This window comes from Vibrio sp. 9-16B-A1, assembly GCF_056726165.1.
Map to the genome: position 1 here is coordinate 789542 of NZ_JBSDZD010000001.1, position 15149 is coordinate 804690.

The 15149-nt window shown below is 53.4% G+C and carries 12 protein-coding genes, 2 tRNA genes and 2 rRNA genes; 7 read left to right on the top strand and 9 right to left on the bottom strand.

Annotated elements, in window-relative coordinates; all coding sequences use genetic code 11:
- The first annotated feature begins 135 nt into the window (after window positions 1-135).
- Window positions 136-2220: a polyphosphate kinase 1 gene (gene ppk1, locus ACVB80_RS03585; RefSeq protein WP_481079887.1), complete on the top strand. Its 2085-nt coding sequence runs from the start codon at window positions 136-138 to the stop codon at window positions 2218-2220.
- The gene (gene ppx, locus ACVB80_RS03590; RefSeq protein WP_481079914.1) at window positions 2220-3719 is read left to right on the top strand and encodes an exopolyphosphatase; all 1500 of its coding nucleotides are present in this window, start codon (window positions 2220-2222) and stop codon (window positions 3717-3719) included. Before ppk1 ends, ppx begins: the two co-directional genes overlap by 1 nt.
- Window positions 3720-3936: 217 nt before the next feature.
- On the opposite strand, the gene ACVB80_RS03595 is transcribed toward ppx, so the two are convergent.
- From ACVB80_RS03595 to phoB, 3 genes are read right to left on the bottom strand one after another with little or no spacing between them, the layout of a single operon-like run.
- Window positions 3937-4881 carry a PstS family phosphate ABC transporter substrate-binding protein gene (locus ACVB80_RS03595; RefSeq protein WP_481079888.1) on the bottom strand — a complete coding sequence of 315 codons (945 nt, stop codon included), beginning with the start codon at window positions 4879-4881 and terminating at the stop codon, window positions 3937-3939.
- Window positions 4878-6176 carry a phosphate regulon sensor histidine kinase PhoR gene (gene phoR, locus ACVB80_RS03600; protein ID WP_481079889.1) on the bottom strand — a complete coding sequence of 433 codons (1299 nt, stop codon included), beginning with the start codon at window positions 6174-6176 and terminating at the stop codon, window positions 4878-4880. The genes ACVB80_RS03595 and phoR overlap by 4 nt, the downstream gene beginning before the upstream one ends.
- Before the next feature lie 21 nt (window positions 6177-6197).
- Window positions 6198-6887 carry a phosphate regulon transcriptional regulator PhoB gene (gene phoB / locus ACVB80_RS03605; protein ID WP_481079890.1) on the bottom strand — a complete coding sequence of 230 codons (690 nt, stop codon included), beginning with the start codon at window positions 6885-6887 and terminating at the stop codon, window positions 6198-6200.
- 193 nt (window positions 6888-7080) lie between these two features.
- On the opposite strand from phoB, the gene rdgC reads away from it, so the two are divergent.
- The 4 genes from rdgC (at window position 7081) to ACVB80_RS03625 (ending at window position 10440) form a co-directional block, all read left to right on the top strand.
- A complete protein-coding gene (gene rdgC / locus ACVB80_RS03610) occupies window positions 7081-7995 on the top strand; it encodes a recombination-associated protein RdgC (RefSeq protein ID WP_481079891.1) in 915 nt (304 codons plus the stop codon).
- A 166-nt stretch (window positions 7996-8161) separates the two neighbouring features.
- Window positions 8162-9559 (top strand): prephenate-dependent tRNA uridine(34) hydroxylase TrhP, encoded by a 1398-nt coding sequence (gene trhP / locus ACVB80_RS03615; RefSeq protein WP_481079892.1) that lies wholly within the window; start codon window positions 8162-8164, stop codon window positions 9557-9559.
- 262 nt (window positions 9560-9821) lie between these two features.
- Complete coding sequence (locus ACVB80_RS03620; protein WP_481079893.1) at window positions 9822-10055, top strand: hypothetical protein; 234 nt, start codon at window positions 9822-9824, stop codon at window positions 10053-10055.
- Window positions 10056-10185: 130 nt separating this feature from the next.
- Window positions 10186-10440 carry a YfhL family 4Fe-4S dicluster ferredoxin gene (locus ACVB80_RS03625; RefSeq protein ID WP_481079894.1) on the top strand — a complete coding sequence of 85 codons (255 nt, stop codon included), beginning with the start codon at window positions 10186-10188 and terminating at the stop codon, window positions 10438-10440.
- Between the two features lie 9 nt (window positions 10441-10449).
- Here the strand turns inward: ACVB80_RS03625 and mepA are convergent, their stop codons facing one another.
- Together mepA and ACVB80_RS03635 are read right to left on the bottom strand one after the other, a co-directional pair.
- On the bottom strand, window positions 10450-11310 hold the full coding sequence (gene mepA, locus ACVB80_RS03630) for a penicillin-insensitive murein endopeptidase (protein WP_481079895.1): 861 nt from the start codon (window positions 11308-11310) through the stop codon (window positions 10450-10452).
- 18 nt (window positions 11311-11328) lie between these two features.
- Window positions 11329-11661, bottom strand: coding sequence for a DUF1904 domain-containing protein (locus ACVB80_RS03635; RefSeq protein ID WP_481079896.1), 333 nt, complete (start codon window positions 11659-11661; stop codon window positions 11329-11331).
- 340 nt (window positions 11662-12001) lie between these two features.
- On the opposite strand from ACVB80_RS03635, the gene ACVB80_RS03640 reads away from it, so the two are divergent.
- The gene (locus ACVB80_RS03640; RefSeq protein WP_481079897.1) at window positions 12002-14326 is read left to right on the top strand and encodes a starch-binding protein; all 2325 of its coding nucleotides are present in this window, start codon (window positions 12002-12004) and stop codon (window positions 14324-14326) included.
- Between the two features lie 281 nt (window positions 14327-14607).
- Here the strand turns inward: ACVB80_RS03640 and ACVB80_RS03645 are convergent.
- From ACVB80_RS03645 to ACVB80_RS03660, 4 genes are all read right to left on the bottom strand, one after another.
- Window positions 14608-14684 (bottom strand) — tRNA-Trp (locus ACVB80_RS03645).
- Between the two features lie 37 nt (window positions 14685-14721).
- A tRNA-Asp gene (locus ACVB80_RS03650) sits at window positions 14722-14798 on the bottom strand.
- A gap of 42 nt (window positions 14799-14840) precedes the next feature.
- Window positions 14841-14956, bottom strand: a 5S ribosomal RNA gene (gene rrf / locus ACVB80_RS03655).
- A gap of 86 nt (window positions 14957-15042) precedes the next feature.
- Window positions 15043-15149, bottom strand: a 23S ribosomal RNA gene (locus ACVB80_RS03660); the annotation flags it as partial.

Sequence of the window (15149 nt, forward strand, 5' to 3'; positions counted from 1 at the left end):
TGCAGCGCGCGATAAACATCTGAATTTTACCTGTTATCTCATCACTCCAACAGCAATTGAAATATAACTGTAATAATAACATTCTACTGTCAATCTGCTTCAAATTGGCAGAATCATCAGCAGGTTAATAAGAATATGAGTACGGATAAACTCTATACGGACAAAGAGCTCAGCTGGCTTTCCTTTAACGAGCGGGTTTTGCAGGAGGCCGCAGACCCCGCCGTGCCTCTGATTGAGCGGATCCGCTTCCTCGGGATCTTCTCCAATAACCTCGACGAATTTTACAAAGTCCGCTTTGCCGATGTTAAACGCCGTATTCTGATCAACCAGGAGCGGGGGCGGGATGACGGTGCCAAAGAACTGCTGAGCAAAATGCAGTCCAAAGCCCTCAAACTGAACTACGCCTTTGAAGAGCTCTACAGTGAGCTGCTGCTGGAAATGGCCCGGCGGCGGATCTTCCTGGTCAACGAACATCAGCTGACCGAAAAACAGCAGAAATGGGTACGCAAGTTCTTCCACCAGCAGGTTCTCCCTCATATCACCCCTATTCTGATGAACGAACAGATCGATGTTCTGCAGTTTCTCAAGGATGAATACGCTTACCTGAGCGTGGAGATGAAAAACGGCGATGAGGTGACCTACTCACTGGTGGAGATCCCAACCGACCAGCTGCCACGTTTTGTAATGGTGCCGGAACAAAAAGGCCAGCGTAAAAAAACCATCATCCTGCTCGATAACATTATCCGTTACTGCCTGGACGATATTTTCCGCGGCTTCTTTCAGTACGAAGAGCTCAACTGTTATGCGATGAAGATGACCCGTGACGCGGAGTACGACCTGATAAGCGAAGTGGAACACAGTCTGCTGGAACAGATGTCTGAGAGCCTGGATCAGCGCCTCACCGCTATGCCGGTACGCTTTGTTTACGAACACGAAATGCCCGATGCCATGCTGCATTTCCTGTGTGAAAAACTGCAGATTTCCAGCTATGACAGCCTGATGCCGGGCGGGCGCTATCACAACTTTAAGGATTTTATCGGCTTCCCTAATGTGGGCCGTGAGTACCTGGAAAACAAGCCTCTGCCGCCGATCAGAAGCGCCGATTTTGACCACTGTGACAACGTGTTCGATGCGATCAGAAACCGCGATATCCTGCTCCACTACCCGTACCACACCTTTGATCACATGGCAGAGTTTGTCCGTCAGGCTTCTTTTGACCCGAAAGTACTCAGCATCAAGATCAACATCTACCGGGTGGCCAAAAACTCCCGGCTGATGAACTCGCTGATCGACGCGGTCTACAACGGCAAGCGCGTTACCGTGGTGGTCGAGCTGCAGGCACGCTTTGATGAAGAAGCCAATATCGAATGGTCCCGGGTACTGACCGAAGCCGGGGTACGGGTGATCTTCGGCGCCCCAGGCCTCAAGATCCACTCCAAGCTGCTGATGGTTGCCCGCCGTGAAGACGACCGGATAGCCCGTTACGTTCACATAGGTACCGGTAACTTCCACGAGAAAACCGCCCGGATCTACACCGACTTCGCCCTGTTTACCGCCAACCCCGAACTGTCGAACGAAGTGCGCAACGTTTTCGACTACATCGAAAACCCATACCGGCCGGTGAAATTCAATCAGCTGATCGTCTCGCCGCGTAACTCGCGCCAGCGTCTCTACCGGATTATCGATAACGAAATCGCAAACGCCAAAATGGGTAAAAAGGCCGCTATAACCCTCAAAGTGAACAACCTGGTGGATAAAGGGCTGATCAGCAAGTTGTACGGTGCCAGCAACGCCGGGGTCAAAATCCGGATGATCATCCGCGGCATGTGCTCTCTGGTTCCCGGGATTGAAGGCGTCAGTGACAACATCTCGATCATCAGTATCGTTGACCGCTTCCTTGAACACCCAAGGGTGCTGATCACCGAAAATGACGGCGACCCTCAGGTGTACATCTCCTCGGCTGACTGGATGACCCGCAATATCGACAACCGCATTGAGGTCGGCGCGCCGATACTGGATCCGCGTCTGAAGCAACGCATCATCGACATTACCGAAGTGCACTTTACCGATACGGTCAAAGCGCGGATCATCGATCAGGAGATGAGCAACCAGTATGTCAAACGGGGTAACCGCAAAAAAATCCGTTCCCAGGTTGCGATTTACGACCTTATCAAGCACATTGAAAAACAACAGCGGAAACAATTACAGCAGGGTGAATGATGGATACTTCCCCACGTTATATCGCGGCTATCGACCTTGGCTCCAACAGCTTTCACATGGTGGTGGCCAAAGTCACCGGCCCGGATCTGCAACTGGTCAGCAGACACAAACAGCGGGTCCGTCTCGCTTCCGGACTGGATAAACACGGCAACCTCGACCATGCCTCCATGCAACGCGGGCTGGACTGCCTGAGCATGTTCGCCGAGCGCCTGTCCGGCTTTGAACCCGGCAGTGTCCGTATCGCTGCGACCCACACCCTGCGCCAGGCCAAAAATGCTCACCTGTTTTTGCAGCGCGCACTGGAAGTGCTGCCCTATCCCATCGAAGTCATTTCCGGTGTCGAAGAAGGACGCCTGATCTTTGTCGGCGTGGCCCACACTCAGCCAGAATCTGAGAAAAAACTGGTGATCGACATCGGCGGCGGAAGTACCGAAATGATCATCGGCAGTGGCTTTGAGCCATCGCTGGTCAACAGCAAACGCATGGGCTGTGTCAGCTACACCAACAGGTATTTCGCTAACGGAAAACTCAGCAGCAATAACTTCACCAAAGCGGATATGGCCGCGCGTCAGAAGCTGGAATCAATAGAGAAAAGCTACCGTAAGGCCGGCTGGGATGCGGCGCTGGGCTCATCCGGCACCATCAAAGCCATCCGTGAAGTGCTGATCGGACTCGGTTTTGAAGACGGGGTGATCACCACCAAACGGCTGAAAAAACTGATCGAAGAGTTGTGCCGCTTCAGCAATATCGATGAGATCGAACTGGAGGGGCTGGCACCGGAACGCAAACCTGTGTTCGCTGCCGGGGTAGCGATACTCAATGCCGTTCTCACCGCCTTTAAAGTCAGTGAACTGCACTATTCCGATGGCGCGCTGCGCGAAGGTCTTTTATATGAAATGGAAGACCGCTTTGCCCGCAGCGACATCCGGATGCGCACCACAGAAAACCTGGCGCAGAAGCACCACGTGGACCTCGGCCATGCAGCCAGGGTTCGCGACCAGGCTGAAGCCTTTTATGGCCAGCTGAGCGCAGAACTGGAAATCAAAAAAGAACAGGAACTCGGCACCCTGCTCGGCTGGGCGTCACTGCTGCATGAGGTAGGCCTGAGCATCAGTTATCAGGCTTTTCACCGCCATTCTGAGTACATTTTGCGCCACACCAATATGCCCGGCTTCAACCAGGAGCAGCAGCTGGTGCTCGCGACTCTGGCGCGTTTTCAGCGCAAGGCGCTCAAACTCAAGGAGATGCCGGACTTCAGCCTGTTTAAGTCCCGTCATATCATCAGCCTGATCCGCATTCTGCGCCTCTCTATTCTGCTGCACGGTCAGCGCAACGATGAGCCCCTGCCGGAACTGAAGCTGGAGATCCTGGCCAAAGACCACTGGCACCTCAGTTGCCGTAATCAGGAAGAGTGGCTGGAGCAAAACAGGCTGCTGCAGGCCGACCTTGTTACCGAACAGGAGCAGTGGCAAAGCGCCGGATGGCAACTGGAATTCTGAAAGCTTTCCTGTTTTGCGTTAAAGCTGAAAGCGACAAGGTAGTGCGATATTTCAGGGCGTTCCTGCCAGGGATGGCAGGTTCGAGCTACAGGGATTGTATCTATGCGTCCCTGTAATATTGTGCTGCCTTGACGCAGTGCGACATAAGTCTCCGGGAAAACTGAACGGTATCAACTATCTGAAACCAACGGCCTCACTGTTCTTTTTATGCCTTCTGTTACAACCCTACTTTTGCCAGCTCCCGGCGGGCAAGCTCAGATGAAACCGGCACATAGCCTTCCCTTTCCACCAGCTTCTGCCCGTCAGCGGAAAAAACAAAACGCAGGAACTCCGCTTCCAGCTTACTGAGTGGTTTCACCGGGTGTTTGTTGATGTAAATATACAGATAACGCGAGAGCGGATAGGCACCGGAAATTACGTTGGCTTTGGTTGGTTCAATGTAGTCATCGCCCTCTGCCGCGATTGGCAGCAGTTTGGCGTCTGAGACGCGAAACCCTATCCCGGAATAGCCGACAGAGTTAACCGATGACGCCACCGACTGAACCACAGATGCCGAGCCCGGCTGCTCATTAACGTTGCGGCGAAAATCCCCGTTACACAGGGCAACCTGCTTGAAAAAGCCATAAGTGCCGGATACCGAGTTACGCCCGAACAGCTGCATGCGCCGCTCTCCCCAGCTCTGCTCCACACCAAGCTGCTGCCATCTCGTCACCGGCTGGCTGGCTCCGCAGCGCAGGGTGACCGAAAAAATGCTGTCTATCTGGCTGAAATTCAGCCCTTTTATCGGATTATCTTTATGAACAAAAATACCGATGGCATCGATGGCCACTTTCAGCTCGACAGGCTTATAACCATGCCGGCGCTCAAAAGCTTCAACTTCCCGGGCACGCATCGGGCGGCTCATCGGGCCGATTTGTGCGGTCCCTTCGGTAAGAGCCGGCGCAGCAGCGGATGAGCCGGTAGCCTGCACCTGCATATTCACGGTGGGATAATGGCGGGTAAATGCTTCTGCCCAAAGCGTGACCAGGCTGCCAAACGTATCAGAGCCCATCGAAGAGAGGTTCCCGGAAATCCGTCCCACACTCTGATAATCCTCATGCCCGGGGCGGGCCTGAGCGAGAGGCGATAACAGAAGGCTCAGCACCAGCCACCAGCGGATCATCGCACCACCAGACGTTTGGGCAGAACAAAGGAGAAACGGCTGCCTTTGCCGACTTCACTCTCGATATCCAGATGAGAGTCATGGTGAGTCAGGGCGTGCTTCACAATCGCCAGCCCCAGGCCACTGCCACCGGTTTCCCGCGAGCGGGCCCGGTCAACCCGGTAGAATCGCTCAGTCAGGCGGTGAATATGCTGTGGCTCGATACCTTCGCCGGTATCCTCCACCGACAGGAGTGCCCCTTCCGGAGTCTCGCTCCAGCGCACGGTGACTGTCGCCTCTGGCGGCGTGTATTTCACCGCGTTATACACCAGGTTGGAAATCGCGCTGCGCAGCTGGTCTTCATCGCCATAAGTTTTCAGCGAATGGTCAATATCAAACACCAGCTGGTGCCGGTTTTCGCCGCTCAGCGTCGCGGCCTCTTTCTCCAGAACCTCAAGCATAGCCGGAATGTTCACCACCTCTTCAAGGTCATGGTTCGGCGACGCTTCAATCTTCGACAGGGTCAGCAGCTGGTTCACCAGGCTGTTCATCCGGTTAAGCTGCTCGGTCATCACACCGTGCGCTTTGGTCCACATCGGACCCACCAGCATATCCGGGTCTTCGGTCATCTCCATGTAGCCCTGCAGTACCGTCATCGGAGTGCGCAGCTCGTGGGAGACGTTGGCGAAGAAGTTACGTCTCATCCCCTCCAGCTGTTTCAGCTGAGTCACGTCACGCACCACCATCAGGTGTTCACCTTCGGTATAAGGCACGATACGCAGTTCCAGCATACGTTCAACGTTCAGCGGAGAGTGCATCTCAAGCGGGTCGGAGAAGTTGCCTTTGGCCAGATACTTGATGAAGTCCGGGGTACGGATAAGGTTGGAGATGGGTTGTCCGGCGTCATCCGGCCAGCGGAATCCAAGCAGATGCTGAGCCAGTTTGTTACACCAGACGATGTTCCCTTCAGCACGGAACACCACTACCGCATCGGGCAGGGATTCAGCACCGTTACGGAAACGGCGGATAAGATTAGTCAGCTCTTTGCGCTTTTTACGCTGGCGCTGCTGAATGCGGTAGATACCGTTAAACAGCGATTCCCACTGACTGCTGCCGGATGGCGGCGTCAGGCGCTTGTCGTCCCACAGCCAGGTCGAAAGGCGTACCTGGTTATGCAGTTGCCAGAAAAGCTGCAAAGCCGTGGCGATCAACAGTGTCCACGGCAGTACATCGAAGATGATCCCACAGGCGACCCATGGGGTGTAGAAAAAAGCCAGCGACCACGCCAGCCTCTTCCAGGTTAATCGCTCAATCATCGAATTTGCGGAAAGCCTCCGTTAAGCACGGGTTGAGAAGCGGTAACCGGCACCACGTACGGTCTGGATTAACTTATCGTGTCCGGCACCTTCCAGCGCTTTGCGCAGGCGACGGATATGTACGTCAACGGTACGGTCTTCCACGTACACATTGGTGCCCCAGACGTTGTTCAGCAGCTGCTCGCGGCTGTAAACCCGCTCCTGATGCGTCATAAAGAAGTGCAGCATCTTAAACTCGGTCGGGCCCATATCTACCGGAGCGTCATTGGCCATTACACGGTGAGAGACAGGATCCAGTTTCAGGCCCTGCACATCGATCACCTCTTCCAGTGCAGTTGGTGTCACCCGGCGGATCACCGCTTTCAGACGCGCCACCAGCTCTTTCGGTGAAAAAGGTTTGGTAATGTAATCATCGGCACCGGCTTCCAGGCCACGAACCTTGTCTTCTTCTTCACCACGTGCGGTCAGCATGACCACAGGAATATTGCGGGTCAGCTCTTCACGTTTCAGGTGTTTGATAAAGTTGATACCGGAGCCGCCAGGCAGCATCCAGTCCAGCAGGATCAGATCCGGGTAAGGTTCGCACAGCTTGCTGATGCCGGTGTCGTAATCTTCCGCTTCTACAGCCTGATAACCTTTCTGTTCGAGAACAAAGCACAACATCTCCCTGATTGGCGCTTCGTCTTCAACCACCAGAATCCTTCTAGACATAATTGAATTACCTTTAGTGTGAGTCTACGCAAGCATTATCGTATTCAATTATGACACTTTTGTGACCTTTGAAAACAATTATTCACAGAACTTTCTCGGGGCATTCATCGGCTTTTTTTAGCTGTGCACTAGGCATCTGCCCACCAGATCCCCTATTATTCTGCCTTTAATAATTCAGATTAAGAGTAGCGATATGTGGTTTAAGAATTGCCTGGTTTACCGCTTTAACCGAGACATCGAGTTTAATGCAGACAAACTGGAAGAGCAGCTGCAGGAGTTCAGCTTCACCCCTTGTGGCAGTCAGGACAAACAGAAGTTTGGCTGGACCACGGCAATGGGCCGGCACGGGGACATGATGACCCACGTATCTGAAAACCGCATTCTGCTGTGCGCAAAGAAAGAAGAAAAAATGCTGCCGGCGTCAGTGATCAAAGAGTCTCTGGGTGCCAAAGTGGATGCGATGGAAGCACAGGAAGGGCGTCCTCTTAAGAAGAAAGAGAAAGACACCCTGAAAGAAGAGATCATCATCGATCTGCTGCCACGTGCGTTCAGCCGCAGCAGCACCACTCAGGTACTGATCCTGCCAAAAGACGGCTTTATCCTGGTCGATGCCAGCAGCTTTAAGAAAGCCGAAGACGTACTGGCTCTGCTGCGTAAAACCATGGGCAGCCTGCCGGTCGTTCCTGCCATTCCTGAGCAGGCAGTAGAAAACACCCTGACCGAGTGGGTGAAAAGCGGCAATACCCCAACCGGCTTTACCCTGCTCGATGAAGCCGAGCTGAAATCAGTCATGGAAGAAGGCGGTATCATCCGCTGTAAGAAGCAGGAGCTGAGCGCGGAAGAGATCCTGTCTCATATCGAAGCCAACAAGGTGGTGACCAAACTGGCCCTGAACTGGCAGGACCGTATTGAGTTCATCCTGGCTGAAGACGGCAGCATCAAGCGCCTGAAATTCAGCGATGAACTGAAAGATCAGAACGAAGACATTCCACGTGAAGATCAGGCGGCCCGTTTCGACGCCGACTTCTCCCTGATGTGCGGTGAAGTCAGCGCCCTGCTGCCGGATCTGTACCAGGCGCTGGGCGGTCTGCCACACGCTGAGCAGTAATCTCTGTCAGGCGGCTTCGTGCCGCCTGTTCTTATCTCCCGCCCCGCTTCTCTTCTCCGTCTTTCTCTGACACTCGCATCTTGACGCTATTTGGCGTAAAATCCCCGACCCGCTCCCATCAGGTGGGACCGGCCTGACTTGTGATCAGATATAAGAGAATGAAGCAATGACAACCCAAACCCCATTTGTACCAGAACTATTATCGCCAGCCGGCAGCCTGAAGAACATGCGCTACGCGTTCGCCTACGGTGCCGACGCGGTATACGCTGGTCAGCCACGCTACAGCCTGCGTGTGCGTAACAACGAGTTCAACCACGAGAACCTGAAAATCGGTATCGATGAAGCTCATGCCCTTGGCAAGAAGCTGTACGTGGTATGTAACATCCAGCCGCACAACTCCAAGCTGAAAACCTTTATCCGAGACCTGAAACCTGTGGTTGAAATGGGCCCGGACGCGCTGATCATGTCTGACCCAGGCCTTATCATGATGGTTCGTGAAGCATTCCCTGAAATGCCGATTCACCTGTCAGTACAGGCGAACGCGGTAAACTGGGCGACCGTTAAGTTCTGGGCGGCAAATGGTGTTGAGCGGGTTATCGTTTCCCGTGAACTGTCTCTGGAAGAGATCGAAGAGATCCGCCAGCAGTGTCCGGAAACCGAAATCGAAGTCTTTGTCCACGGCGCACTGTGCATGGCCTACTCCGGCCGCTGCCTGCTTTCCGGCTACATCAACAAGCGTGACCCTAACCAGGGCACCTGCACCAACGCCTGTCGCTGGGAATACAAAGTTGAGCAGGGCAAAGAGAACGACGCCGGCCAGATCGTAGAGAAATACGAACCAGAAGCTCAGACTGTTGAAGTGCAGGATGAGCGCCCGGAAACCACCATTGGCCGTGGCAAGCCTACCGATGAAGTGGTTCTGCTGTCTGAAAGCCACCGCCCGGAAGAAAAAATGGCGGCGTTTGAAGATGAGCACGGCACCTACATCATGAACTCCAAAGACCTGCGCGCTATCCAGCACGTTGAGCGTCTGACCAAAATGGGCGTGCACTCGCTGAAGATCGAAGGCCGTACCAAGTCGTTCTACTACTGTGCGCGTACCGCTCAGGTTTACCGTAAAGCGATCGATGATGCAGTAGCGGGCAAACCATTCGATGAAAGCCTGATGACTACCCTGGAGAGCCTGGCTCACCGTGGTTACACCGAAGGCTTCCTGCGCCGCCACACCCACGACAGCTACCAGAACTACGACTACGGCTACTCTGTGTCTGACGCCCAGCAGTTTGTCGGTGAATTCACCGGTAAGCGCCGCGGCGAGCTGGCTGAAGTGGAAGTGAAAAACAAATTCGTTGTTGGCGACACCCTGGAGCTGATGACACCACAGGGCAACGTTATCTTCACCCTGGAGCAGATGGAAAACCGTAAATCAGAAGTGATTGACGATGCCAAAGGCAACGGCCACTTCGTATTTATCCCGGTACCAGAAGATGTAGAGCTGGATTACGCCCTGCTGATGCGTAACCTGAACGCCGGCCAGGACACACGCAACCCTACCGGCAAATAACTGCCACTTCGCAAAATCATTTTCAAAAGCGCCCGCATTTTGCAGGCGCTTTTTGTTTTCTGACGATTTTCATATTAATAGTCACACAATTTCATACTAAATCAGAAATTGCTTCTATAATTAGAACATAAGCTTATACAACGTCAGTTGGCTAACACCAACAGCATGCGCTTCGACAAAAAAACGTCATCAGAACGGTATTAAATATGCATGCTTTACACTACAGGATTTTCGAGCGGGTATGAGTCCTAAGGTGGCGCTTATGAGCGAGATCTACAAAATCGAGACTTACAGTGAAGTCTGTGCCCAACTGATCGCCGGCTGCATTCACCGTGCCGGGGGCCGCGCTATCGTACGCGGCTGGGCAATCATCACCGACCACGAGTTCACCCATCAGCAGACGTGTTACATTATCTCCATGGTGTCTAAAACCAGTGGTGACATCAGTGACGATGACATAAAAGTATGGATGAGTATTGTCCAGCTGGTTGCCTGACCAGAGGCACTGGTCGTTGGGCTGGCTGTTATGATACACTTCGCGCCTTGTTAATTTTCCAGGCGTGTGGCGGAGCCACAATCACCGGCAGAACGGGACGTTCGCGTGACTTGCTGAGGTATGTAACCCGATGGCTTTACTGATTACTGACACTTGTATCAACTGCGACATGTGTGACCCTGAGTGCCCGAACGGCGCGATCAGCATGGGCGACTCTATCTACCAGATTGACCCAAACCTCTGCACCGAGTGTAAAGGCCATTACGATGCGCCTACCTGTCAGTCGGTCTGTCCTATAACCAAGTGCATCATCACCGACCCGCAGCATGTTGAAACTGAAGAAGAACTGCTGGAAAAATTCGTTGTGATCCAAGGCCTTGCCTGAGAAACCCCGCTAAGCGCCACCGGAAGGTGGCGTTTTTGTATCTGCCACACTCTGCTCCAGCAGAACCTGACACTGCTGCGGCATCACCTTTGGCTTCTTTTTCTTTGCCGGTTTTTTACTGACACTTTTCGGCTTTGGCTGCGGCCGCCAGCTCGCCAACTCTGCACCACAGCCATCTCCCGGAGGTGGCGAAGCCTGAGGCTTACAGTACTGACTTCCCTGAGGGCAATCCAGCCTGACGTGCATGTGGTAGTGGTGCCCCCACCAGGGACGCACTTTTCGAAGCCAGCGACGATCACTGCTGCTTTCGCTGTCACACAACTGCTGCTTGATCACAGGATGAACAAAGATCCTCGCAACCTCCGGATAACCGGCAGCCATTTTGATCAGCTCAAAGTGCTGCTTTGTCCAGTTTTTGCCGGTAAGACGATAGCGGTTGAGGTCAACCATGCTGAGGGGAGAAGGTTTTGAGAGTTCGGCTCCGGCCAGTGGCTTATCCGTCAGGCGCAGCCAGATATCGATATCCAGCCCGGTCTGGTGACTGGAGTGACCGGAAGAAAACAGCCCGCCCTGAGGAAGGGAAAGATCACCGACCAGCAGAGACACTCCCAATTGCTGAGACACATTCCAGGCCAGCTTCTCAACGTAACCAACAGTATCCGGGTGGGCGTAATAACGACCACGCTCACTTCGGATCACCTGATAGCCCGGCCCATTAAGAGGCAGAGAAGCCGCACCGGACAGGCAGCCATTAGCATAACTGCCTATCGCGGCAGCCTCCCCGGAAGAGGGCTGCTGAAGCTTCTCCCAGGGCGTCGCAGAAAGAGAAAATGTCCCGAATAAACAGCTCAGCAGTATCCACCGGTTCATCATCTCCTCCTCTGTTTATCAGTAGTGCTGGCCGTTGTCGTAGTACTCTGACGGATTAAGCGCTGTGAAGATCACCGCTACATCCAGATCCCGGCCAATCACCGAACGAACCTGCCCGGTAATAACTTCAGCGACCTTATCCTGGGTTTCCTGACCGCGGTTAAACCACAGCACTTCCACAAACGGATAAGCCTCGCTCACTTCACCTTCATGAAAGAAAGTAGTGTGAACATGTTCAAAAGTGAAGTCTTCACGCGGACAATCCATCAGAGGCTGAAGATCATCAATAAGCGGCTTTGACAGGGTTTTCACGGTTTGTGCTTCAACAGCACGAAAACGTAAGTGAGGCATAGTTTGACTCCTGATTAAATTCACAGCTAAGAATAGCAAAAACCGGCCGATTTTGAAGGTCAGGATCACAGATTGTGCTGACGCCTTAAATTGGCGTACTGAAGCACATCAGTTACCCACTCAGAGACCTGGGTCAACTCCCGACCAGCACGGTTACAGTACAGCGTGCACACTGTGTGAGTGTGCTGCCGATTGCATAAATTAAGCGTTGCTGGTGAGATTTCACGCCCTGATAATTACACCGCTGTCAAAATAGCCACTCAATAAAACAAACAGCATTTCCCCCCTCAGCAGCACCAAAGCAAGAAGAAGCGCTAACAACTTTTACAGGATCGTAAATATGAAATTAGCTAGACCTTTTTCCACCGCAGTGATGGTTGCGGGAATCGGCCTGGGTGCAATCGCTCAGGCTCAGGCAACACCACGAACGGCATTTGTTCACCTGTTTGAATGGGGGTGGGATGATATCGCTACCGAGTGTGAAACATTTCTCGGGCCAAAAGGCTTTGCCGCTGTGCAAGTCTCCCCGCCAAACAAAACCATAGATGGCGGACAGTGGTGGACACGCTACCAGCCCGTCAGCTACGTCTTTGAAAGCCGCAGTGGCAACCGTGAGCAGTTCAAAAGCATGGTGCAACGCTGTAAAGCAGCAGGCGTTGATATCTATCTGGATGCCGTTATCAACCACATGGCGGCCTGGAACCGCAGCTTTCCGGAGGTCCCTTACGGCGGGAACGACTTCCACAACTGCACCAGTAATATCGACTACTCCAACCGCTGGCAGGTACAAAACTGCGACCTGTCCGGCCTGAACGATCTGGCGACCGAATCGGAATATGTACGCCAGAAAATCGCAGACTATATGAATGATGCGATTAGCATGGGCGTCGCCGGTTTTCGTATTGACGCCGCCAAACATATCCCTGCCGGTGATATCGCTGCGATTAAATCCAAACTGAACGGCTCGCCTTATATCTTCCAGGAAGTGATCGAAGGCAATGGAGAACCCGTTCGTCCGACCGAATACACCTACAATGGTGACGTTACTGAGTTTGGCTTTGCCCGCAAACTGGGTCCGGCATTTCGCGACAGCAACATCGCCTGGCTGAAAGATCTGGACAGCAACATGGAACTCGGCAGCGCCGATGCCGTCACCTTTGTGACCAACCATGATGAAGAGCGCCATAATCCAAATGGCCCCATCTGGCATGGCGTATCCGGAGACGGTTACTTCCTGGCGAACATCTTTATGCTCGCCTATCCCTACGGCTACCCGAAAATCATGTCCGGCTACTACTTCAACGGCGATTTTGACGCCGGCCCTCCGGCTTCCGGAGTGCACAGCGGCAATGCCTGTGGCTTTAACGGCGGCAGCTGGGTATGTGAGCACAAGTGGCGTGGTATCGCCAATATGGTGGCATTCAGGAACCATACCGCCGAACAGTGGCGCATCACCGACTGGTGGCTGAACGGTAATGACCAGATCGCTTTCGGCCGTGGCGGTAAAGGTTTTGTGGTGATCAACAAACGCTATGGCAGCACGCTGAGCACACAACTCGATACGGGTATGCCTGACGGAGTTTACTGCAACATCATCGAAGCGGACTTTAACGAAGCTACCGGTGCCTGCACCGATGCTGGTGATGCCAAAGGCCCGGTGACGATCACCGTCAGTGGCGGAAAAGCTGACTTCCGGGTTTCCGGCGACAACGCAGCCGCTATTCACGTCGGTGCTATTGTTGATAATCCCTGCACCGGAGACGACTGCCCTTGTACAGACTGTGATATCGATGAGACCCAGCCTGTCGCTGCAACTGAAATCTGTTATGACAATGCTGCCGGTTTCAGTTCTCCGTCCATCTACTACTGGAGCGCCACGCCTGCCGGAGCAGTTGAAAATGCAACCTGGCCAGGCCCTTCAATGTATAAGAACGGTGGTTTCTACTGTCACGACATGGGCACTGAGCTGACCGGACTGAATGTCATCTTCAGCGACAGCGGTACTGACCAGGGTGCCGATCTGACCAGCACCGGATCTGGCTGTTATCAGGGTGGCAGCTGGAAAACACTGCAGGAGTGTGGTTTCACCATCAAAGATGATGAGCCTCAGCCTGTCGGTGAAAGCAAAGTCTGTTACGACAATGCCGCCAGCTACTCTGAACCGACGCTTTACTACTGGAATGTCAGCGCAGAGACCACGGTGGCCAATGCGACCTGGCCAGGCGTCGCCCTGACAGAGCAGGATGGCTACTATTGTCATGACTTCGCCACCGGACTGAGCAGCCTGAACATCATCTTCAGCGATCAGGGTGCGAACCAGAGCGATGACCTGACTGCCCAGGCCGGCGCACTCTGCTTCAGCAACGGCAGCTGGATTGCCCTTACGAACTGCCTGAGCGGAAACAATAATCAGGGAGACGAAAACTGGTATTTCCGCGGAACACCGAACGGGTGGCAGACAAGCAAACTGGATTACGATGCAGACAGCGGACTCTACTATACCGTGCAAAGCTTTAACGGCGAGGAAAGCCCAGCACGCTTTAAGATAGACGACGGAAACTGGACAGAGTCTTACCCGGCGGCAGACTATCAGGTCAGCGACTACGCCACTTACCGAATCACCTTTGACAGCAGCTCGAAACAGATAGCGGTCACTCAGCAGTAACCTCCTTACTGCGCTTCTTCCCGGCCCGGGGTATTCCCGGGCCGGCTTTCTATATGCTTAACCAGTGGTTCTGTGGTTCTGTGGAGAGCTTGCAACAGAGACTGGTGGAACACCATAGCACCATAGCACCATAGCACCATAGCACCATAGCACCACCATATCCCCTCGTACCACGAAGCGAAGCGCCCACGCACCGCGAACCAATACCCCGGAACCAACTGAAAACACAAAAGTTACAGACGCAAAAAAGCCCCAGCATTTCTGCTGAGGCTTTCGAATGATGGCAGGGGTGGAGAGATTCGAACTCCCAACACGCGGATTTGGAATCCGCTGCTCTGCCAATTGGAGCTACACCCCTGTTGTCTCAGTTTTTAAGAGCTGAAACTCTGAATAAGTGGCGGAGCGGACGGGACTCGAACCCGCGACCCCCGGCGTGACAGGCCGGTATTCTAACCAACTGAACTACCGCTCCGCAGCGGTAAACACGTCTTTACACGTGGTTCCTAAATTTAAAGCCTGGCGATGTCCTACTCTCACATGGGGAAGCCCCACACTACCATCGGCGCTATTGCGTTTCACTTCTGAGTTCGGCAAGGAATCAGGTGGGTCCACAACGCTATGGTCGCCAAGCAAATTCTTTAATTCGGAAAGCTGTTTCGTTCTACACTACATTCAATGTTCTTTTTGAGTCCGTAACAAAACCCCTTGGGTGTTGTATGGTTAAGCCTCACGGGCAATTAGTACAGGTTAGCTCAACGCCTCACAACGCTTACACACCCTGCCTATCAACGTTCTAGTCTCGAACAACCCTTCAGGACACTTA

Excerpts from the sequence above, each read along its gene's own strand:
- ppk1 (WP_481079887.1), top strand. The coding sequence starts at position 136 with ATGAGTACGGATAAACTCTATACGGACAAAGAGCTCAGCTGGCTTTCC.
- ppx (WP_481079914.1), top strand. The coding sequence starts at position 2,220 with ATGGATACTTCCCCACGTTATATCGCGGCTATCGACCTTGGCTCCAAC.
- ACVB80_RS03595 (WP_481079888.1), bottom strand. The coding sequence starts at position 4,881 with ATGATCCGCTGGTGGCTGGTGCTGAGCCTTCTGTTATCGCCTCTCGCT.
- phoR (WP_481079889.1), bottom strand. The coding sequence starts at position 6,176 with ATGATTGAGCGATTAACCTGGAAGAGGCTGGCGTGGTCGCTGGCTTTT.
- phoB (WP_481079890.1), bottom strand. The coding sequence starts at position 6,887 with ATGTCTAGAAGGATTCTGGTGGTTGAAGACGAAGCGCCAATCAGGGAG.
- rdgC (WP_481079891.1), top strand. The coding sequence starts at position 7,081 with ATGTGGTTTAAGAATTGCCTGGTTTACCGCTTTAACCGAGACATCGAG.
- trhP (WP_481079892.1), top strand. The coding sequence starts at position 8,162 with ATGACAACCCAAACCCCATTTGTACCAGAACTATTATCGCCAGCCGGC.
- ACVB80_RS03620 (WP_481079893.1), top strand. The coding sequence starts at position 9,822 with ATGAGCGAGATCTACAAAATCGAGACTTACAGTGAAGTCTGTGCCCAA.
- ACVB80_RS03625 (WP_481079894.1), top strand. The coding sequence starts at position 10,186 with ATGGCTTTACTGATTACTGACACTTGTATCAACTGCGACATGTGTGAC.
- mepA (WP_481079895.1), bottom strand. The coding sequence starts at position 11,310 with ATGAACCGGTGGATACTGCTGAGCTGTTTATTCGGGACATTTTCTCTT.
- ACVB80_RS03635 (WP_481079896.1), bottom strand. The coding sequence starts at position 11,661 with ATGCCTCACTTACGTTTTCGTGCTGTTGAAGCACAAACCGTGAAAACC.
- ACVB80_RS03640 (WP_481079897.1), top strand. The coding sequence starts at position 12,002 with ATGAAATTAGCTAGACCTTTTTCCACCGCAGTGATGGTTGCGGGAATC.